Annotated in this window: 20 protein-coding genes; 12 read left to right on the top strand and 8 right to left on the bottom strand. The window is 71.9% G+C overall.

The window, feature by feature from the left end; all coding sequences use genetic code 11:
* Positions 1-30: 30 nt before the first annotated feature.
* Positions 31-1,815, bottom strand: a complete 1,785-nt coding sequence (locus tag FED44_RS03280; RefSeq protein WP_138459676.1) for a glycoside hydrolase family 27 protein — start codon at positions 1,813-1,815, stop codon at positions 31-33.
* A gap of 751 nt (positions 1,816-2,566) precedes the next feature.
* Here FED44_RS03280 and FED44_RS03275 point away from each other — a divergent pair.
* Positions 2,567-3,268 carry a helix-turn-helix domain-containing protein gene (locus FED44_RS03275; protein ID WP_138459675.1) on the top strand — a complete coding sequence of 234 codons (702 nt, stop codon included), beginning with the start codon at positions 2,567-2,569 and terminating at the stop codon, positions 3,266-3,268.
* Between the two features lie 138 nt (positions 3,269-3,406).
* A complete protein-coding gene (locus FED44_RS03270; RefSeq protein WP_138459674.1) occupies positions 3,407-3,955 on the top strand; it encodes a dihydrofolate reductase family protein in 549 nt (182 codons plus the stop codon).
* A gap of 119 nt (positions 3,956-4,074) precedes the next feature.
* Here FED44_RS03270 and FED44_RS03265 read toward each other — a convergent pair whose 3' ends face one another.
* On the bottom strand, positions 4,075-4,521 hold the full coding sequence (locus FED44_RS03265) for an Lrp/AsnC family transcriptional regulator (RefSeq protein WP_111697492.1): 447 nt from the start codon (positions 4,519-4,521) through the stop codon (positions 4,075-4,077).
* 92 nt (positions 4,522-4,613) lie between these two features.
* Here FED44_RS03265 and FED44_RS03260 point away from each other — a divergent pair, with 92 nt between their 5' ends.
* The 3 genes from FED44_RS03260 to FED44_RS03250 are packed head-to-tail and all read left to right on the top strand — an operon-like array spanning position 4,614 to position 6,796.
* On the top strand, positions 4,614-5,465 hold the full coding sequence (locus FED44_RS03260; RefSeq protein WP_111697493.1) for an LLM class flavin-dependent oxidoreductase: 852 nt from the start codon (positions 4,614-4,616) through the stop codon (positions 5,463-5,465).
* Positions 5,462-5,887 carry a nucleoside deaminase gene (locus FED44_RS03255; protein ID WP_111697494.1) on the top strand — a complete coding sequence of 142 codons (426 nt, stop codon included), beginning with the start codon at positions 5,462-5,464 and terminating at the stop codon, positions 5,885-5,887. The genes FED44_RS03260 and FED44_RS03255 overlap by 4 nt, the downstream gene beginning before the upstream one ends.
* A 33-nt stretch (positions 5,888-5,920) precedes the next feature.
* The gene (locus FED44_RS03250; RefSeq protein ID WP_138459673.1) at positions 5,921-6,796 is read left to right on the top strand and encodes a DUF72 domain-containing protein; all 876 of its coding nucleotides are present in this window, start codon (positions 5,921-5,923) and stop codon (positions 6,794-6,796) included.
* Here the strand turns inward: FED44_RS03250 and FED44_RS03245 are convergent, their stop codons facing one another.
* The 4 genes from FED44_RS03245 to FED44_RS03230 are packed head-to-tail and all read right to left on the bottom strand — an operon-like array spanning position 6,797 to position 9,787.
* Entirely contained in the window at positions 6,797-7,951 is a 1,155-nt protein-coding gene (locus tag FED44_RS03245; RefSeq protein WP_111697496.1) for a methyltransferase, read from the bottom strand.
* A gap of 25 nt (positions 7,952-7,976) precedes the next feature.
* Positions 7,977-8,690 carry a hypothetical protein gene (locus FED44_RS03240; RefSeq protein WP_138459672.1) on the bottom strand — a complete coding sequence of 238 codons (714 nt, stop codon included), beginning with the start codon at positions 8,688-8,690 and terminating at the stop codon, positions 7,977-7,979.
* On the bottom strand, positions 8,687-9,025 hold the full coding sequence (locus FED44_RS03235; RefSeq protein WP_138459671.1) for a PadR family transcriptional regulator: 339 nt from the start codon (positions 9,023-9,025) through the stop codon (positions 8,687-8,689). Before FED44_RS03235 ends, FED44_RS03240 begins: the two co-directional genes overlap by 4 nt.
* A gap of 30 nt (positions 9,026-9,055) precedes the next feature.
* Positions 9,056-9,787, bottom strand: a complete 732-nt coding sequence (locus FED44_RS03230; RefSeq protein ID WP_138459670.1) for a CPBP family intramembrane glutamic endopeptidase — start codon at positions 9,785-9,787, stop codon at positions 9,056-9,058.
* A gap of 138 nt (positions 9,788-9,925) precedes the next feature.
* Here FED44_RS03230 and FED44_RS03225 point away from each other — a divergent pair, with 138 nt between their 5' ends.
* Positions 9,926-10,573 carry a PadR family transcriptional regulator gene (locus FED44_RS03225; RefSeq protein WP_138459669.1) on the top strand — a complete coding sequence of 216 codons (648 nt, stop codon included), beginning with the start codon at positions 9,926-9,928 and terminating at the stop codon, positions 10,571-10,573.
* Positions 10,574-10,741: 168 nt separating this feature from the next.
* Entirely contained in the window at positions 10,742-11,410 is a 669-nt protein-coding gene (locus FED44_RS03220; protein WP_208758806.1) for a class I SAM-dependent methyltransferase, read from the top strand.
* Positions 11,411-11,463: 53 nt separating this feature from the next.
* Here the strand turns inward: FED44_RS03220 and FED44_RS03215 are convergent, their stop codons facing one another.
* Entirely contained in the window at positions 11,464-12,720 is a 1,257-nt protein-coding gene (locus FED44_RS03215; protein ID WP_138459668.1) for an MFS transporter, read from the bottom strand.
* 340 nt (positions 12,721-13,060) lie between these two features.
* Here FED44_RS03215 and FED44_RS03210 point away from each other — a divergent pair, with 340 nt between their 5' ends.
* From FED44_RS03210 to FED44_RS03190, 5 genes are all read left to right on the top strand, one after another.
* Positions 13,061-14,605: a PP2C family protein-serine/threonine phosphatase gene (locus FED44_RS03210; protein ID WP_187405960.1), complete on the top strand. Its 1,545-nt coding sequence runs from the start codon at positions 13,061-13,063 to the stop codon at positions 14,603-14,605.
* The gene (locus FED44_RS03205) at positions 14,605-14,994 is read left to right on the top strand and encodes an STAS domain-containing protein (protein WP_138459666.1); all 390 of its coding nucleotides are present in this window, start codon (positions 14,605-14,607) and stop codon (positions 14,992-14,994) included. Before FED44_RS03210 ends, FED44_RS03205 begins: the two co-directional genes overlap by 1 nt.
* A 169-nt stretch (positions 14,995-15,163) precedes the next feature.
* Positions 15,164-15,637 carry a hypothetical protein gene (locus FED44_RS03200; protein WP_182884318.1) on the top strand — a complete coding sequence of 158 codons (474 nt, stop codon included), beginning with the start codon at positions 15,164-15,166 and terminating at the stop codon, positions 15,635-15,637.
* Positions 15,634-16,809 carry a zinc-dependent alcohol dehydrogenase gene (locus FED44_RS03195; protein ID WP_138459665.1) on the top strand — a complete coding sequence of 392 codons (1,176 nt, stop codon included), beginning with the start codon at positions 15,634-15,636 and terminating at the stop codon, positions 16,807-16,809. Before FED44_RS03200 ends, FED44_RS03195 begins: the two co-directional genes overlap by 4 nt.
* Positions 16,810-17,275: 466 nt before the next feature.
* On the top strand, positions 17,276-19,624 hold the full coding sequence (locus tag FED44_RS03190) for a HelD family protein (RefSeq protein WP_138459664.1): 2,349 nt from the start codon (positions 17,276-17,278) through the stop codon (positions 19,622-19,624).
* A gap of 148 nt (positions 19,625-19,772) precedes the next feature.
* Here FED44_RS03190 and FED44_RS03185 read toward each other — a convergent pair whose 3' ends face one another.
* Entirely contained in the window at positions 19,773-20,264 is a 492-nt protein-coding gene (locus FED44_RS03185; protein WP_133305864.1) for a hypothetical protein, read from the bottom strand.
* Positions 20,265-20,382: the final 118 nt, after the last annotated feature.

The following is a 20,382-nucleotide window of genomic DNA, read 5'->3' as shown; positions in this document are numbered from 1 at the left end:
CGTGACCGCGTCACCGCGTCACCGCGTCGTTCAGACGCGGGTCCACTTCTGGTTGTTCTGGCCGTTGCACGACCAGATCTGCACCTTGGTGCCGTTGGCTGTGCCGCTGCCCGCCACGTCCAGGCACTTGTTCGCGCCGACGGCGGTGATGGTGCCGTCGGAGTTGAAGCGCCACTTCTGGTTGTTCTGCCCGTTGCAGTCCCAGATGATCACCGCGGTGCCGTCGGCGGTGCCGGCGTTGTTGACGTCCAGGCACTTGCTGCCGTACACGCGCAGTTCACCGGCGCTGGTCGTCGCCCACTTCTGGTTGTTCTGGCCGTTGCAGTCCCAGATCAGCACCGTAGCGCCGTTCGACTGCGAGGCGCCGTTGACATCCAGGCACCGGCCCGACGCCACACCCCTGATCGAACCCGTGGCCGGAGGCGTGGCGGTGGGCGTGGACGTGGGGGTGGCCGAAGGAGTCGCCGTGGGTGAGGCGGTGGTGCCGGTGACGGTGAGCAGGACCGCCTCGCGGGCGGGCACCGTGGTGGCGTAGCTGTTGGTGAAGGTCCCGGCGTCGGTCCCCGTCCACAGGTTCCGTACGGTGGCCGCTCCGCTCAGGCCGAGGTCCGACCAGCGGACGGTCATGGACGCGGACGAGGTGGTCCGGTTGAGCAGGAGCACGGCCCGGCGGCCGGTGCCGGAGAGCACCTTGCTGTAGACCTGGCGTCCGCTCTGGTCCTCGGCGACCTTCACGCCCTGCCGTCCGAGCGGGTCCTGGTCGACCGCGAGCACCTCCCGGTTGGTGAGGATCGCCCGGGTCTCCGCGCTCATCGTGGCGAGGTTGTTGCCGGCCAGCAACGGCGCCCCGGAGATCGCCCACAGGCCCATGTGCGTACGGTTCTGCGCGGCGGAGAAGCCGTTCATGCCGACGATGAGCATGTCGGGGTCGTTGTAGTGGCCGGGGCTCTGCGCGTTCGGGTGCTGGGCGGAGTCGAAGTTGGCCAGCATCCGGTCCATCGAGGCGTTCTCGCCCCAGTAGATGATGTCCCCGCTGGTGCGCCACATGGTGGAGATGGCCGGCGCCCAGTCCCACGGGCTCTGGGCGCCCCAGTTGCAGACCGACAGCACCATCGGCCGTCCGGTCTGCGCGGTGGCGCGGTCGATCGCGGCGCTGATCGCCTGGTAGGCGGTGCGGGCGTTGAGCCCCTCGGCCTGGCCGCCGCACCAGTCGACCTTCACGAAGTCGAAGCCCCAGCGGGAGAACTGGAGGAAGTCCTGGTCGTAGTGGCCCTCGCTGCCGCTGTTCGGGGCGGCCGGGCGGCCGGTCGGGTAGTAGTAACCGCAGCCGTTGCGGCCGGCGTCGGTGTAGATGCCCGCCTTGAGGCCCTTGCTGTGGATGTAGTCAGCGATCGCCTTCATTCCGCCGGGCCACTCGGCGGTGTCGACGGTGATGTTGCCGGAGGAGTCCCGCGTCCCCTGCCACCAGCCCTCGTCGATGTTGACGTACTCGTAGCCGGCGTCCTTCATCCCCGAGGACACCATCGCGTCCACCTGGGCCTTGATCACGTTGTAGTTGATCTGGGCGGCGAAGGTGTTCCAGGAGGCCCAGCCCAAGGGAGGCGTCGCCACGGCCGCGACGGCCGCGGCCGGCATGGCGACCGTTCGCGCCACGCCGTCCGGGACGGCCCATCCCGCCGACGCCAGGGCGAGGACCACGACCTGTACGGCGACGAGCAGCCGCGACAGGGGCCGGGTGAGAAACGGCGCCGGGGCCGGGTGATCACTCCCGGCGTCGTCGGAACTACGTCGCCGTACGGGTCCGCGTAGTCGCATCGTGCCTCCTCGTCTCTGAGGTGCTCGTGCCGGTGCGGCTCGGCGAGTGGGGAAGCGCGGCGTTCCACTCGCTCCGCGGCTGACCGGCTGAGCCAGAGTACGGTCTGGTGTTAGCGTTAACATTTCCGTGCCAGCACCTTCCCCCGATGGAGAGGCAGGTGGTGGTGGTGCCGAAGGGAGCGAATACGACATCTCAGGGGCCGTCAAGTCTCCTGCCGCCCTCCCCGCCCGACCTCCTGCCCGACCTCCTGCCGGAGTGAAACGTTCATCGGCGGTGGCACTCCCGGTGCCGCCCGCGGGGCGATCGGGGTACGCGCCGCGTGGTTCCTGGCCGCTTTCACGGCGTCATCTGCGAAATATCTGATGGATTAAACGGCGACAAATACCACCAGTAATACGTGGGGCCGCCAAGTTCGAGTTCTCATGCCTCCCGGCTCTCGCGGAATTGTCGGTCGGCCCGGCTAGCGTTCGTCGCTTCCCGAGGGGTGGGAGGGAGCCACCGATGTCTACCGCGGCGGCCGGACGACCGAGGGGCGCTGGCCTCCTACCTCGTGGCCCACTCTCCGGTGGAGGCGCCGCAGGGGGATCGTGTCACCATCAGGTGACGTCTGACTGACAGGAACCGAGGTGATCGCCGGGCGAGAGAATGTCGTCCGGCGATCCGGCCGGTTCTCTCGACGCCGACAGGACTGACACAGATAGAACTGACGCGGACAGAACAGATGCGGACAGAACAGGGGGAACGGGCAGGATGGCTCTGGAGATCGAGAGCCGGCCGTCCGACTCGCCGTACATCGAGCGGGTGTGGCGGAGCACCAGCCAGGACGTCAGCGAGATGACGTCCGTGGCGACGGCGCACTGGGACCTGGTCTTCTGGGAACACCGCGGGCAGGTCAGCGTGTCCGTGCAGGGCCCGGAGACGAGGGCGGCACGGGCATCCGTGCCCGAGGACGCGACGTTCTTCGGGATCGTCTTCGCGCTCGGCACCTCGATGCCGCATCTTCCGGCGAACCGTCTCGTCGACGCCTCGGCGGAGATACCCGACGCGACCCGCAGGACGTTCCACCTCAAGGGGTCCGCCTGGTGCCTTCCGGACTACGACAACGCCGAGATGTTCGTGCGCCGCATGGTCCGCGAGGACGTCCTGGCCTGTGACCCGGTCGTCGCCGCGGTGCTCGACGGCGCGTCGCCGGACCTGTCGGAGCGCACCCTCCAGCGGCGCTTCCTCGCGGCGACCGGCCTCACCCGCGGCGCGGTCCGGCAGATCGAGCGTGCCCGGCGGGCGGCCGTGCTGATCCGGGAGGGCGTGCCCGCGACCGAGGTGGTCCACCGGCTCGGCTACTTCGACCAGCCGCATCTGGCGAGGTCACTGGCCCGTTACGTCGGGCAGACCGCCACGCGGTTGGGCGAGCGCGATCCGGTGGAGCCGCTGTCGCTTCTGTACAAGACCTGATTGCCGCCGCTCTCCTAATCTTCCCTTCGCGGCCGTCGTAACGGCCGCGAAGGGTCTCGCGGCCGTCGTGACGGCGAAGGGTCTCGTGGCCGGCGTGAACGGGGCGCCGCCGAGGAAGAGGAAAAGGGGAGCAGAGCAATGGCGAAGATCGTTTCGAGTTTCTTCATCTCGCTGGACGGCGTGGTCGAGTCGCCGGACCAGTGGCACTTCCCGTACTGGAGCGACGAGATGGGCGCCGTCGTCCAGGCGGGCATGCAGAACGCCGCGGGCTTCCTGATGGGCCGCAGGCTGTACGACGAGTGGTCCGCCTACTGGACGACGACCGACCAGGACCCCGAGGTGGCGGCGGCGTTCAACAACGCCCGCAAGTGGGTCGTGTCGAACACCCTGGAGAAGGCGGACTGGTCCAACACGACCCTCGTCTCCGGTGACGTCGCGGGCAGGCTGCGCGAGCTCAAGGAAGAGACCACCGAAGGCGACATCCAGATGTCCGGCAGCGCGACGACCGTGCGATGGCTGCTGGCCAACGGGCTGCTCGACGAGCTGAACCTGCTGGTCCACCCGATCGTCGTCGGCCGCGGGCACCGGCTGTTCGAGGACACCCCGACGCACAAGCTGAAGCTGACCAGGTCCGAGACGTTCAAGACCGGGGTGCTGCACCTGACCTACGTCCCCGACGCCGGCTGACCGCCGTCCGCCGACCGGCGCGCACGCGCCGCCGTGGAGCGGATCTTTTGATCAGGGCGGCGCGCCGCAGACGGCCCGGGGTGTCCGTCGCGCCGGACTCGCCCGCCGCTGTGCCGTTTTCAGGTGGCGTGCGGGCCGCGGTACTGGAGCGTCTCGCTGTAGACGATGTTGGTGGTGGTGCTGCCGAACCGCGCCAGCTCGTCCACGACCTTCTCCAGGTGGGCCATGGAGGTGGCCGCGACCTTGAGCGTGTAGCAGTCATCGCCGGTGGTGCGCAGGCACTCCAGGATCTCCATGCGCTCGCCCAGCAGCCGGTGCAGCGGCTCGTGCCTGCTGCCCGGATACTTGAGCCGCACCACGGCGAGCACGGCGTATCCGGCCTGCCCCAGATCGACGACGGCGCGGTAACCCCTGATGACGCCGACCGCCTCCAGCCGGCGCACCCGCTCGGTCGTCGCGGAGGCGCTCAGGCTCACCCGCCGGGCCAGCTCGGTGAGCGGTACGCGGCCGTCGCGTTGCAGCTCGGCGAGGATGGACCAGTCCGTCGCGTCAAGACTCTCGGCCATTCGCCGAATCTACCGGGGAATCCACGGCGAAACCACCGTCAAGCAGGGAATTCTTCCTTCCCGATGGCGTGGCCGCACAATAGCCTGGACCGGTGAAACTAGGTGTCAACGTCCCGAACTTCGGGCCGGGCACCCGGCCGGACGTGCTGCGCGGCTGGGCGGAGACGGCGGAGGATCTCGGGTTCGACCTGCTCATGGTCTCCGATCATGTCGTCGTGACCCCCGATGTCGCCGGGCAGTATCCGGCGCCGTTCTACGAGCCGTTCACCACGCTGTCCTGGCTGGCCGGGATCACCACGAGGATCGGGCTCGGCACCACCGTGCTCATCGTGCCCTACCGGCACCCGCTGCTCACGGCCCGGATTGCGGCCAACCTCCAGCAGCTAAGCGGAGGCCGCCTGACCCTCGGGGTGGGCGTGGGCTGGGCGCGGCAGGAGTTCGAGGCGCTCGGCGTGCCGTACGAGCGGCGCGGCGCGCTGACCGACGAGCACCTGCGGGCGATCCGCCGGGCGTGGCGGGACGAGGAGGACTACCGGGCCGGGCACATCCCGATCTGGATCGGCGGCGGCAGCGACGCCGCCCTCCGCAGGGCGGTGCTCCTCGGCGACGCGTGGCACCCGCTGCGCTTCACCCTCCCGTGGCTGGACGAGCGGATGGACCGGCTGGCCGCCATCGCGGCGGGCCTCGGGCGTCCCGCCCCCGCGTTCGCCCCGCGCATCCTGCTGCGGCTCACCGACACCCCCGTGAAGGGCGCGGAACGCCGGGCCGGCGAGGGCACCGTCGGCCAGGTCCTCGACGACCTGGAACGGCTGCGCCTCCTCGGCGCCGAGACTGTCCTGCTCGATCCCTTCCGCGGGGACCCCGATGAGACAAACCATCCGGAGGCGGCCTGGCGCATGCTCGCGACGGTGGCCGCCGCCCGTACGAGAACGGAGCACCCGTGACACCGGACGAAGAAAATCTCCTCCGCAGGGCGATCGAGTTGGCCGCGGCGGCCCGGGAGGATGGGAACCCGCCGTTCGGCTCGCTGCTCGTGGGCCCGGACGGCGGCGTCCTCGCCGAGGAGTGCAACACCTCGCTCACGGATTCGGACATCACCGCCCATCCGGAGTTGAAACTCGCGCGCTGGGCCGCCCGCGAGCTCGACCCCGCCACCGCGGCCGGCACGACCATGTTCACGAGCTGCCAGCCGTGTGGCATGTGCGCGGGGGCCATCGAGCGCTCCGGGCTCGGCCGTGTCGTCTTCGCGCTCTCCACCGAGCAACTCGGCACGCTGAAGCCGCCGACCGGCCCGTCGTCCTTCCGTCAGGAGGGGCCGGCGTTGTTCGACGAGGCGCGGGTCCCCGTCGAGGGCTACTACACCTGACGATTTCCGGTGACGCTTCGATAGCGTCGGGGCATGCGGCTTCATGTGGGATGCGCGATGTGGACGCACAAGCCGTGGCAGGGGCGCCTCCTGCCGCACCCGCTCCCGCCCGGGGAGCGCCTGCGGGCCTACGCGACCTGGTGCAACGCGGTGGAGGGCAACACCACCTTCTACGCGACGCCCGCGCGGAGCACGGTGGAGACCTGGGCCGGGCAGACCGGCCCGGACTTCCGCTTCGTGGTCAAGCTGCCCAAGTCGATCACCCACGAACGCCGTCTCACCGGCGCCGAGGACGAGGTGCGCGCGTTCTTCGACGCGATCGAGCCGCTGGGGCCGCGCGCCCACATGCTGTGGATCCAGCTTCCCGGCTCGTTCGGGCCCGCCGACGCCGGGGTCCTCGGGACCTTCCTCGCCCGGCTTCCCCGTTCCCACCGGTACGGCGTGGAGGTGCGGCACCGCGCGTTCTTCGAGGACCCGCGGGCCGTACGGCTCCTGGAGGCCGTCCTGGCGGGCGCCGGCGCGGAGTGGATCCCGTTCGACACGACCGTGCTGTTCACGAGCCCGCCGACCAGCGACGCCGAGCGTGACGCCTGGTCGAAGAAGCCGCGCGTGCCCCTGCGCGCCGCGGCCCTCACGGACCGGCCGGTGGTCCGCTATCTCGGCCGCGACGACCAGGCGCGTACGGTCGAGGGCTGGCGCCACTGGGTGGACACCGTGGCCGGGTGGCTGCGCGAGGGCCGCTCGCCGACGGTGTTCGTGCACACTCCCGACAACGCCGACGCGCCGGTGCTCGCCCGCCTGTTCCACGACGAGGTAAGGGCCGAGGTGCCCGGCGTCGAGCCGCTGCCGGAACCGCTGTCCGGGCAACTCGGCGACCAAGCCCAGGACGAGCCGCTCACCCTGTTCTGATCACTTCTTGACGGCCCGCAGCAGGACGAATTTCGGGTCGCTCGCGACGACCTCGCAGTTGCCGAAGAGCCTGCGCAGCTTGACGTGGTAGCCGAGGTGGCGGTTGCCCACCACCCACAGTTCGCCGCCCCGCCGCAGCCCGGCGCGGGCGCCGTTGAACATCCGCCAGGCGGTCGCGTCGGTCCGGCCGCGGTGGCTGTGGAACGGCGGGTTGTTGAGCACCAGGTCCGCCGTGCCCGGCGGGAAGCCCGACATGCCGTCGGCCGCCGTGAACCGCGCGACGGCGCCCGCCGGGGCGTTCGCCAGGAACGTCGCCTCCGCCGAGGCCAGCGCCTGGTACGACTCGTCGATGAACGTCACCTCGGCGTCCTGGTTGGACAGCGCCGCGGCGAGCCCGATCACCCCGTTGCCGCAGCCCAGGTCGACGACGTGCTCCGCCCCCGTACGGGCGGGCAGGTTGCGCAGGAGCAGGCGGGTGCCCGCGTCGAGACGGTCGGCGCTGAAGACCCCGGCGTGGCTGACGACGGTCAGGCCCGAGACCACCCCGGCGTCGGCGGGCAGGCGGTGGCCGCGCGGCCACGGATTGTCCTTCCGGGGCGGCCCGGGCTCCGGTGCGCAGAAGATCAGCCGGGCCTTCTTCACGGCCAGGGAGGTCCTCGTCGGCCCGAGGAGGCGTTCGAACAGCCGCAGCGTCGAGGTGTGGATCTCGGTGACCATCCCCGCCCCGACGACCACGGTGCCGGGATGCACGGCCGGAGCGAGGCGGTGCAGCTGGTCCTCCAGGAGCGCGAGGCTCTTCGGCACCCGGACCAGCAGCACGTCGATCCGCTCCGGCGGCGTCTCCCTGGTCGTGCGCAGCCGTACGGCGTCGGTGGGCAGGCCGTTGTGCTCCAGGTTGGCGAGGGTCGCGCGCCGGCCGAGGAAGGAGTCGCTGATCTGGACGGGATCGTGCCCGGCGAGCGCGGTGACCAGGGCGCCCCACCGGTCGCCCAGCACGACCACGCTCCCCGACAGGTCCACCGGCCCGTCCTCGCGCTCGTCGAGATGACGCAGCAGGTATTCGTCGGCGGCGTCCCACGCGCGCAGCGGGTCGCGGGGATCCTCGGGGAAGCGGGCGAGGCCGAAAGTCCCGCGCGCTGTGGTCAGACGCTCCATCGCGCCCCAGGCTAGTGCCCCCCGCTCAGTCGCGGCGGCGCGCGTTCCACCACAGCACCAGCGCCAGGACCGCGATCGCGGTGCAGCCTCCGACGGCCATCCCGGCGAAGAAGCCCGCCCCCTCGCCGCCTTCGGACCGCCCCCACAGGGCCCACAGCGCGACCAGGACGATCAGGAGCGCGGCCGTCACGGCATAGAACCGGCGGCTGAAGAAGATGCTCCGCCCCGGGGCCGCGGGCGGGGAGTCGATCTGCGCGGCCGGTCCCACGCTGGCGGCCTTGGGCCGTTTGAAGTATCCGAAGCAGACCCAGGTGCCGCAGGGCTCCCAGCCATCGGGCGCCAACCGCTCGGCGAGCGCCCGGGCGCCACCCGGTGTCACCCGTTCCCTGCGGTACTCCCACCGCTGCGGACGCTCCGGGTCGCGGTGGCTGACGAACCTGCCGAGGGAGTCGACCCGGTCGACCTCCCAGCCCTGGTCGCCGAGCCGGGCCAGCATCTGCCGGTCGGCGAAGACGTCGGCGGTCCACCGCCACTCGGTCGCGTCCGCCGCGTCCGCCTCGGGCGAGCGCGCCGCCAGAAGCTGCTCTGCGAACCCTCCGACCGGCCCGAACTCCTCCTCCGGGTCCGCGCCGGTCTCGGCGGCGTACGACGTGAGGTCGGCGACCATGGCCTCGGCCTGCTCGTCCGGCACGCCGCCGGCGCGCAGCAGCGCGGTGAGTTCGTCGAGGTAGCCGGTCACTTCAGCCCTCCCGAGGCCAGCATGGTGCGTACGGACTCGTCGAACGCCAGCCACAGGCGGCCCTGCTCGGCGAGCGTCTGGCGGCCCTGCTCCGTCAGCCGGTAGTAGCGTCGCCCGGGGCCGCGCTCGGTCACCCGGAACTCGGCCGACACCAGGCCCGCCTCCTCCAGCCGGTTGAGCACGGGATACAGCGTGCCGCCCCTGATCTGGCCGAGTCCCGAGGCGGCGAGCATCTTGGCGATCTCGTAGCCGTAGTTCTCGCCCTCGGTCAGGCTGGCCAGCACCAGCAGATCGAGGACTCCCTTGAGCCAGCTCGCCCGGCGGTCGGTCGCCATGAGCTCATCCTCGCACGGTAGCGGTGCTACCTAGGCGGCGTGGCCGACCTTCTCCGGTGGGGGCGCGGGCACGAACACCAGGCCCCTGACGTCGATCAGGACGTGCGCCACGATCGGCAGCAGCAGGCTGTCGGTGGCCAGGTACATCGCGGTGAACCAGAGACCGAGGAGGGCCACTCCGGCCATCCCCCTCCAGCCCTGGTAGAGGTGTCCCGCCACGAACACCGCCAGGGCGAGAACCGCGGCCACGCTCGGGTTCAGGCCCAGGACCCCGACGCCGAGCGCGATGAGCAGGCCGCGGTAGACGACCTCCTCGCAGACGCCCGCGGTGACCGCCATCGCGACGGCGTGCCACCGCTCGGCGGGGGTGCGCGGCAGCAGTGCCGCCACGGCCTCCTGACCCGGTACGGCACGGCCGGACCGGGACGCGTGGCGCAGCGCCAGGGAGCCGGCCAGCAGGGCGCCGCCCAGGCCGGCGGTCATCACCGCGACCTTCCCGAAGTCGTCGGGCCGAATGAAGCCCAGGTCGCGGAGGCCGGCATCCGGCGACAGCGCCAGGATCAGCGCCGTCACGGCGATCCAGGCCCACTCCTCGCCGATCCAGATCCGGTACGCCCGCACCAGCGCCCTGGGGTCGTCGGCGCGACGCCGCGCCAGCCGGTCGTACTGGCGCCGGCCGAGCCAGGGGGAGACGAAGGTCAGGTAGGCCGTCAGCGGCACCGCCAGAAACAGGCTCGGGACCGTGAAGCTCGGAACGGTCATGACCAGCCGCCCTTCCTACATCAGGTGACGATCTAGACGATAAAGCTAGCTAGTTAGGAACGCAACCTATAGACCCTCGACGTGGGAATACTCGTCTGCGTATACTCGCCTACGAGTAGCAGAGACGAGGTGAGGGCGATGGCCGGGCGGCGGAAGGTGAACAACCTGCTGGGCCTGGCGGTGCTGTCGACGGTCGTCCAGCGCCCCATGCATCCGTACGAGATGGCCACCCTGATGCGGGCCCGCGGCAAGGACCGCGACATGGGCGTCAAGTGGGGGTCGCTCTACACGGTGGTGCGCAACCTGGAGAAGCACGGGTTCCTGGAGGTCGCGGGAACCGTGCGCGAGGGAGCCCACCCCGAGCGCACGATCTACCGCATCACCGACGCCGGGCGGGCCGAGATGGCCGACTGGGTACGCGACCTGATCGCGGACCCCGAGCCCGAGCGGCCGAGGTTCGAGGCCGCCCTCTCGGTGTGCGGAGTGCTTCCGCCGGAGGAGCTGACCGGCCTGTTGCGGCGCCGGCTGGCCCGGCTGGAGGAGGACGTCGCCGCGCAGCGGGAGGCCCTCGCCGAGTGGCGCCGGGAGACGCCGCGGCTGTTCCTCGTCGAGGCGGAGTACGACCTGGCCGTCCGCGAGGCGGAGGCCTCGTGGATCCGGTCCTTCGTCGAGGAACTGACCAGTGGGGCCTTCCCCGACCTGCCCATGTGGCGGGCCTGGCATGAGTCGGGGCGGATGCCGCCCGAGATGGCCGAACTCGCCGAAAGGGGCCTCACCTCGGACTGAACCCCATGAGCGAACCCCGGCGTGGTGCGGGAACACCTCGCCGGGGTCGCGACCCTCGAACCGAAACCCGCGGACGGATCCGGTCGCAAGGTTGGCAACCGCAAGGATAGCCGGGCTCCCTCCACGGGCCGGTTCGGACACCCGTACGAACCGACACCGGAGAAGACCATGGAGAAGATCACGCAGAAGCAGGCGGCCGGCATGGAGGGCGCGGTGGCCCGGTGGTACGCCCGCCAGCGCGCCTCCGCACCCCAGCTGGCCGCCGTACGGCGGTTCGCGGCGGAGGTCACGGCGGGGCTGCCCGCGGGGGCGGCCGTCCTGGAGGTGGCCCCCGGCCCGGGTCACCTGGCCGTCGAGACGGCCCGGCTCGGGTTCGCGGTGACCGGGCTCGACCTCAGCCGCACATTCGTGGAGATCGCGACCGGCAACGCCCGCCGGGCGGGGGTGCACGTCGACGTGCTGCGGGGCGACGCCGCCGACCTCCCCTTCCCCGACGGCTCCTTCGACCTGGTCGTCTGCCAGGCCGCCTTCAAGAACTTCGGGCGGCCGGTGCGCGCCCTCGACGAGATGCACCGGGTGCTGCGCCCCGGCGGCCGGGCGGTGATCCAGGACATGAGCCGGGAGGCGTCCCGGGCCGCCGTCGACGAGGAGATCGGGGGCATGGGGCTCACGCCGCTGAACGCCCTCATGACGAAGGTGCCGCTGCTCGCGCTGCGCCGCCGCGCCTACTCCCGGGACCTGTTCGCCCGCCTCGCCGCCGAGAGCGCGTTCGGGACCTGCGAGATCCGTACGGAGGGCATCAGCGTCGAGGTCCGGCTGACCAGACCGGCCCGGTAGGCCGCGTGGTCCGGGGCGGGGCCTGGAGCTCCCCGCCCCTGGAGCACGCGCGGTCAGGACGAGGCCGGTACGGGCGTGGTCCCCTCCTCGGCGACCCGCAGTCCGCGCACGCCGGGGGCCAGGAGCGCGGCCAGCGTGACCAGGACGATGATCGCGCCGCAGGCGACCAGCGCCGGTCGCGGCCCCACCCCGATGGCCACCGGCCCGGCCACCAGCAGGCCGAGCGGCCCGAACATGAGAGACCCGAGCGCGTCGTAGGAGCTCACCCGCGACAGCGACTCCGCCGGGATCTCACGCTGCATCGTGGTCTGCCACAGCACGCCGAAGATGTCGAAGCACACCCCCATCACGAACGCCCCGCCCACTACCGTCCACAGCGGCGCGTCCAGGCCGAGCAGCACGTACGGCGCGGCGGTGGGCAGTGTGAGCAGCGTGGCGACCAGGATGGGCCGCCGGGGGCGCAGGCGCAGCGTTACGACCACCCCCACGATCATGCCGACGGCCTCGCCCGCGAGGACGGCCGACCACGCGGGCGCCCCGCCGAGGGACTCCTTGGCGACGAGCGGTCCGAGCACGCCGTGGGCGGCCTGCAGCGCCATGACCAGGACCGAGAACTGGGCGACGACCACCCACAGCCACTGGCGGGAGACGAACTCGCGCCAGCCGTCCCGCAGTTCGGCCAGCACCGAGTGCCCGCCGCCCGCCGTCCGCTCGGCCGGCGTGAGCCGCAGCAGCGCGACCAGTACGGCGGCCACGGCGAACATCGTCCCGCTGACGGTCAGCGCCCACCCGCTCCCCAGCAGGACCACGGCGGCGCCGCTCAGCACCAGGCCGGCCACGCGGGAGACGTTCTGGCCCAGCCCCAGCAGCGCGTTCGCGGTCTGCAGCCGGTCGGCGGGCACCACGTCCGGAATGATGCCGGTCAGGGCGGGGAACAGGGCCGCGGCGGCGATGCCGCTCACCGCGCTCGCGATCACGAGGGCGGGCAGCGGCGTCCAGCCGGTGAGCATCATCGCGGCCAGGCAGAAGTACGCCGCCGCGTTGAGCGACTCGCCCACCATCATGACCCGGTGGCGCGGCAGCCGGTCGGCGATCACGCCGCCGACGAGGATGAACAGCACCATCGGCAGCGCCTCGGCGGTGAGCACGGCCGACAGCGTCGTGGCGGTCGCGCCGGGGAGGCCGAGCACGCCGAAGGCGAGGGCAACCGGCGCGAAGGCGGTGCCGAGCACGGAGATCGTGCGGGCCGCCAGCAGCAGGGCGAACCGCCGATCTCCGAGCAGGCCGAGATCGCGGCGGACGCCATTCATGTGAGAACTCCGAGAGACGGGCCGGCGGTGGAGAAGGGTGCACGGGGAGGAGGGGTGCACAGGATGGGGTGACAGTCCATCGTGCCGCTCCCGGACGCGCCCGTCACCTCATTTACCGCCGCGTTCACCGCGGCCGGCGACTCCTCCCCGCCCACCTCGGTAGATCCATCGGGACTTTCCGGGGGGAGACCAAGTGGGGCCCAGCACCTATCCTTGGCGGGGAGGGGTAGTCTCGGCGGGAAGACAAGAGCGATCCTTCCGACAGTCCGCTCTTGTGCCCTGGTGGAAGGTGGACGGCGGGTTCATGGGTGGAGGTGATCGCATTCTGCGGCTGACCCCTGTGAACAGTTCGCCCGACGGGTCCGGAGAACTCCCGCGGGAAGCCGTCACCGCCCTCGTGCAGGCCACGCTCGACGCGATGCCGACCCAGGGCGTCTGGCAGCTGCCGATCCGCGATCCGGCCGGCGTCGTCGTCGACTTCGAGGTGCTCGCGGCGAGCCGTGAGGCCCGCGACATCAAGGACCGGGTCGGCAAGGAACTCGTCGGCCTGCGCATGCTGCAGGGATACCCGAGCGTCGCCGGCTCCCCGCTCTGGGAGGCCTGCCTGCGGGTCGTGTCGACCGGGGAGGCCGAGGACGTCACTCCCTACGTCCACCGGGAGGACGACGACGGTGTCCCCTTCCTGTCCACCTACAGCGTCCGCGTGGCCCCGTTGCAGGGCGGCATCTTCCTGTCCTGGGTGCGTCACGACAGGGAGGAGCGGCTGGCCGCCCGGCTGCTGCACACCGAGCGCCTCGGTCACCTGGGCTGGGGCCACTGGAGCCTGGTGACGGGCGAGGTCGAGTGGTCCGACCAGCTCTACGTCATCCACGGGCGCGACCCGGCCGACGGCCCGTTCCCCCTGGAGTACTACCGCGAGATCGCCCACCCCGACGACGTGCCCGTCGTCGACCACGCGCTCTCCACGCTCATCGAGAACGGCGGGCCGCACGAGTTCGAGCTGCGCATCCGCGTCGGCCGGGAGCACCGGCACATCAGGGCCACGGCCGAGGTCACCAGGGACGCGGCGGGGCGGCCCGTCGAGATCCACGGCGTGCTCCAGGACGTCACCGACTGGCGCCGGACCGCCGACGAGCTGGCCGAGGTCAGCCAGCGGCTGGAGGAGGAGTCGCAGCTCACCGCGCGCCTGCAGAGCATCATCCTCCCGGTGCAGGACGCGGTGCCCGGGCTGCAGCTCGGCGTACGCTACTTCCCCGCAGAGACGGCCCCGCTGGGCGGCGACTGGTACCAGGCCATCCACCTCGACAACGAGGAGGCGCTGCTGGCCGTCGGCGACGTCGCCGGGCACGGCCTGGCCGCCGCCTCCGCCATGGCGAAGCTGCGGCACGCGATCACCGGGCTGGCCTTCGCCGACCACGACCCGGCACAGATCCTGGTCGCGCTGAACCGGCTGCTGCGGCGGATGCGGCCCGACGTGCTCGCCACGGCGGTGGTGGCGCGTTATCGGGTCGAGGACCGCACGCTCACGTGGACCCACGCGGGCCACCCTCCGATGCTGCTGGTGCGGGGTGACAAGGTGCACCGGCTGCTGCATCCCGGAGTCCTCCTCGGGGTCTTCGAGAGCGTGAGCTACACGTGCGCACAGATCCGGCTGGAGCCGGACGACCTGCTTCTGATGTTCACCGACGGTCTCATCGAACGACCGGGCCGGGACCTGTTCGAGGGTCTGGACATCCTCAGCGAGGCCATTGCGGAGGTGGTGCCGAAGGTGCCTCCGGACGAGAGGGTGGCGGCCGTCATGGGGGTCCTCGCTCCGAGCAACACCGGTGACGACACCTGCATCCTCGCCGCGCGCATCATGCCGAACGCTTTGGAAGTGTCCTGATGTCCGAACTCCATATCTCGACAGAGCCGATCACGCCCGACGCCGGAGACAGTGGGAGCAGCGGCATCCTCGGAGTGGTGACGGTGCGGGGGACGCTCGACTTCATCACCCACGAGACGGCCTCCGGGCTCTTCGACAAGGCCTTCGCGCAGTACGGGCCGCACCTGGTCATGGACCTCCTGGGGCTCGACTTCCTCGACTCGAGGGCGACCGGCCTGCTGGTGAGCTGCTGGAAGCGCGCACTCGACGAAGGGGGCTGGCTGGCTCTCGTCGCGCTGGAGAAGGGCGCGGCGCGCGCCCTGTGGATCACGGGCCTGGCGTCCCACGTCCCGGTCTTCCCCACCGTCGAGGCCGCCCTCGCCGCCGCTCCGCCGCGCGCCACCCAGTAGGCCCCCGCGAGGCCCGGGGTCACCGAAGCCTCCGTGAGCCGATCCAAGACCTCCCCAACTCCTCCTCACGTGCCGCCACGGGCGGGATAGGGCCACAGGGCCCGGGTAGCACCCCCACAGGACGGCCGGGCCGGGGAGCGGAGCCTGGGGGCCTGGAGGGGGCGAGGTCATGAGACGTCTTATCGCCGCCGCGGCACTCGCGGCCGCGGGCCTCGGAGCGGCGCGATGGGCGGCGGCACGCGGCCGGAGGCCCGTCCCGGCGAGGGACCCCCTCGCGGCCGGCCGCTGGCTCGGAGTCACGATCAACCGGCCGCCCGAGGAGGTCGCCCCCGGCGAGAGGCTGCCCGAGCCGCTGACCCGCGTGGACGCGGAGGTGAGGATGAACCGGGCGCCGGGCGGCCGGGGCACGGAACTCTACGCCCGCCCGAGGGGGCGTACGGCGCGGGCCGAAGGCGCCCTGACCCGGCTGCGCGGCGAGGACTCCCGCACGGCGGTCCGTACGGCGCTGCGCGAGGCGAAGTCCCTGCTGGAGACGGGCGACGTGCTGCGGTCGGACGAGGAGATCGCCACCACCCGGCCCACCCTGCCGGGGAAGGTCCTCGACCTGGCGCTCGGCCGGGCCTCGGAAGGGGGACGGCTGTGAAGGCGGTCTGCTGGCAGGGCGTGAACGAGCTGTCGGTCGAGCGGGTGCCCGACCCCGCGATCCTCAACGCCCAGGACGCGATCGTGAAGGTGACGGCCAGCACCACCTGCGGCTCCGACCTGCACCTGCTCGGCGGTCACATCCCGGCGATGCGGGCGGGCGATGTCATCGGGCACGAGTTCCTCGGCGAGATCGTGGAGACCGGCCCGGAGGTGACCCGGCACCGGCCGGGCGACCGGGTGGTCGTCTGCTCGATCATCGGCTGCGGGCGCTGCTGGTCGTGCCGGCACGGCGACTGGTCCCTGTGCGAGAACAGCAACCCCAACCCGGGCATCACGGACCTGATGTGGGGCGGGTCGACGGCCGGGATCTTCGGCTACTCCCACGCGATGGGGGGATTCAGAGGCAGCCACGCCGAGTACGTCCGGGTGCCCTTCGCCGACCACAACGCGTTCACCGTGCCCGAGGGCGTCTCCGACATGGACGCCGTGTTCGCCTCCGACGCCGTTCCGACGGGATGGATGGGAGCCGACCTCGGCGGCGTACGGCCGGGCGACGTGGTCGCGGTGTGGGGCTGCGGCGGCGTCGGCCAGATGGCCGCCAGAGCCGCGATGCTCCTCGGCGCCGAACGGGTCGTCGCGATCGACCGCTACCCCGAACGGCTGGCCATGACCACCCGCCACGTCGGCTGCGAGGTGGTCGACTACACGGCCACCGACGTCGTCTCCGAACTGCGCGAGCGCACGGGCGGGCGAGGGCCGGACGTGTGCATCGAGGCCGTCGGCATGGAGGCGGACAGCACCGGCCTGCAGCGCGTGTACGACGGGGTCAAGCAGCGGCTCCGCCTGGAGCAGGACCGCCCGGCCGCCGTACGGGAGGCGATCCACGCCTGTCGCAAGGGGGGCTCGGTGTTCGTGCTCGGCGTCTTCGCCGGGTTCGTAGACAAGTTCCCGCTCGGCGCGCTGATGAACAAGGGCCTCACGCTGCGGGGCGCGCAGCAGCACGGCCAGCGGTACATCCCGAAGCTGCTGGAACTGATCGGCAGGGGGGACCTGAAGCCGTCCCACCTCGCGACGCACACCATGACACTCGATGAGGGGCCCAGGGGCTACGACCTGTTCAAGAACAAGAAGGACGGCTGCGTGCGGGCCGTGTTCCGCCCCTGGATCTGAGACTCCGGACCCGGCGCGGGCGGGCGTGAAGGCGGCCCGCCGTCCCCTGATGGGACGGCGGGCGCGCGATCTCAGCGTACGGCTGGGGCGGCCAGCCGTTCCGCCTCTTGGTGCAGCGCCTCGATGAGGACGAACTCCAGCCGGAGCTCCTCGTCCACGAGGCTGTCGAGGACGTCCATCCGGGCCTCCTTGTTTCCAAGACGTCCCGCGGTGCGCGGTGGTTCACCGGGCGCCCGCACGAATCCGGAACGGGACGCGGGCGGCTCCTCCGCCGCGAGAACGGCTACCCAGAAGAGGCGCGGCCTCACTCACATCCGTCACACAGATCGACTGCGGCATCAGGGATGGCCGAGAAGGAGCGGAGAAGAGCCGGAAGGCAGGCGGGGAAACGGCCGGACATGGCCTATAGTGAGAGGTTCGAAAGTATCTGAAAAACAGATGTCCTCGTTAGGAGTTTATCACAGGAATGAGTGAGCGTCAACCTGACACCGCTCGCGCCGAGGCCCTGCGGCGTGAACAGGAGTACGTCTCCATGCTGTACGAGCGTCTCGACGTCGCCCGCGACCGGGCCGGCCGCGGGATGCGCGACGTTCTGGCCCGGGGCGCCTCGGGCACCAGGCAGGCGCTCGTGGAGCGGGAGGTGACGGCGGCCGAGCATGCCGACCGCCTCGCGCGGTTGTCGGCCGTCGAACGCGGCCTCTGCTTCGGCCGCGTCGACGACGGCGATGGCCGCACCCTCTACATCGGGCGTGTCGGGCTCCGCGACGACGACCACACGTCCGTGCTGGTGGACTGGCGGGCACCGGCCGCACGCCCCTTCTACGTCGCCACCCCAGGCGACCCCGAGGGCCTCGTACGCCGCCGTCACCTCCACATCCGGGACCGCAGGGTCGTCGGGATCGACGACGAGGTCTTCGACCTCGACCGGATGGCCGACGCCGACCGCCGTACGCTCGTCGGCGAGGCGGCCCTGCTCGCGGCGCTGCGGCGGGGGCGCACCGGACGCATGGGCGAGGTCGTCGCGACGATCCAGCGGGAGCAGGACCGGGTGATCCGCTCGGGCCTGGCCGGGGCGCTGGTCGTGCAGGGCGGGCCGGGCACCGGCAAGACCGTCGCCGCGCTGCACCGTGCGGCGTACCTGCTCTACACGCACCGCGACACACTGGAACGGCGCGGCATCCTCGTCGTCGCGCCCAACGCGACCTTCTCCCGGTACATCGGCCAGGTGCTCCCGGCGCTGGGCGAGACCCAGGTGGTGCTCACCAGCCTGGGCGGGCTCCACCCCGGCGTGCGGGCCGAGGCCGAGGACGCGCCCGCCACCGCCGTCGTGAAGGGCGACCCGCGCATGGTCCGGGTGATCGAGGAGGCCGTACGGGACCGGGAGCGGGTGCCGGAGGGCGACCTGGAGGTGCGGATCCCCGTCCGCACCTCCCTGCGCGGCGGCGTGGAGGTGGTGGTCGAGGAGATGACGCTGCGGGTGGACCACGCCACCTGCCTGCGGGCCCGGGACCACGCCCGCGGCCTGCGGCGGCCGCACAACATCGCCCGCTGGGCCTTCGTCCGCCGGATCCTGCCGGCGCTGGCGCGCGACGAGGCCGAGCGGCTCGACCGGCCATTGGAGGACGGCGACCTGCGGTACGCGGCCACGGCCCTGTGGGAGCACCGATCGGTACGTGACGCACTCGACGCCCTGTGGCCGGAGATCAGTCCGGAGCGGCTCGTCCGCGAGCTTCTGTCCGACGAGGAGAGGTTGCGCGCCGCCGCCGGGCCGCACCTGACGGAGGACGAGCGCGCGGTGCTGCTGCGGCCACGGGAGGCGCCCTGGACCGTCGGCGACGTGCCGCTGCTCGACGAGGCCGCCGAACTGCTCGGCGAGCACGACCACGGGGCGGAGGCGAGACGGCGCCGCGCGGAGGAGGAGCGGCGTGAGGAGGAGCTGTACGCCAGGGAGGTCCTTACGATCACCGACGCCGCCTCGGTGCTGGACGCGGCCTCGCTGGCCGGCCGCAACCGCGACGACGGGCCGTACGTCACGACCGCGGACCGGGCCGCCCGTGACCGCACCTGGGCGTACGGGCACGTGATCGTGGACGAGGCGCAGGAGCTGTCGGCGATGGCGTGGCGGACGGTGATGCGGCGGGTCCCGGCCCGCTCCCTGACGGTCGTGGGCGACATCGCGCAGACCGGCGCGGCCGCCGGCGCCCGGTCCTGGGGCGAGATGCTCGACCCGTACGTGAAGGGGCGCTGGCGGGAGGAGCGCCTGCTGGTCAACTACCGCACCCCGGCGGAGATCATGGAGGTGGCCGCGGACGTGCTGCGGGCGGTGGAGCCCGGGCAGGAGCCGCCCGAGTCGGTCAGGCACGGCGGCGCCCGCCCCCGCGCCGTACCGGCCGCCGGGACCGATCTGCGGCGGCTGGTGGACGCGGAACTGCGTGAGATCGGGGAGGGGGGTGAGATCGGGGAGGGGCGGGTGGGCGTCGTCACGCCGGACGCCCGGCACGCCGAGATCGGCGCGCTGTTTCCCGAAGCCGTCGATCCGCTGGACAGCCGGGTGGCCGTCCTGACCGTGCGCGGCTCCAAGGGCCTGGAGTTCGACGCCGTGGTCGTGGTCGACCCCGAGGGCATCCTGCGTCAGTCCCCGAAGGGAGGCCAGGATCTGTACGTCGCGACCACGCGGGCGACGCGGCGGCTGACCGTGGTCCACGAGGGCGCGCTGCCCGCCATGCTGCACCGCCTGGAACCCGCCGGGCAGCCTGAGAACACCGGGCCGCTTGGCAACGCCGCGCCCCTGGAGGACCCGGGCCGCCGCCTCTGAGCCGCCTTAGAGCACGCCGGGCCGCCGGCGACGGGGCGGCCCGGCGTCCTCGGAGGGCTCGGGGGGCTCCGGACACGCGAACGGCCGGCGTGGAGGACGCCGGCCGTATCAGCGCGGCCGTGTGCCGCGCACAGCGCGGCCACCGGTTTCAGGACATCTTCCCCGAGATCTCGTCGGCGGCCTTGTCGGCCTTCTCTCCGACCTCCTCGGCCTTGTCTCCCACCCACCTGCCGGCGTCGGCACCCGTGTGCCGCACACTGTCCCGCATCGTGTCGGCCCACTTCTGGGCGTTGTTGCGGTACATCGCCACTCCGGCCGCGCCGATCGCGACACCGCTGAGCAGCGCGACGACGGGCCAGCGCCGCCGGGTGCGCCGGGTGCCGGTCGACACCTCGATCCGGCGGGCCAACTCGCTCAGGAACGCGCTGACGATCGGAGCGATCTGCTCCTCGACCGACTGCGCCGCCTGGTCGAGCTTCGGCGCCGCCCAGACTCTGGCGTCCTCGATCCGGTGCGTGGCGAGGTCTCTGGCGTTCTCCGCCATCGGACTCACCCGCCCGCCGGCCTTCATCGCCTGATCTCTCACCCTGCTCAGCCACGTCTGCGGGATGATCACTTCGGCACGGCGCTTTCTGTTCATTGTCAGGGACACGATCAACCTCCCCAATCGACAGGGGCCCCGGACCGTCCCCTTCCCGGATGGTCGGGGCTCAATCACGGGCGGTGCTTGAAGGCATGCTCGATACCCTGTGATCCGG

Origin of the sequence: Microbispora triticiradicis (genome assembly GCF_005864065.1) — a bacterium.
GTDB lineage: Bacteria > Actinomycetota > Actinomycetes > Streptosporangiales > Streptosporangiaceae > Microbispora > Microbispora triticiradicis.
The sequence above is the reverse complement of the archived record's forward strand: the minus strand, read 5'-3'. Positions and strand labels throughout refer to the sequence as shown.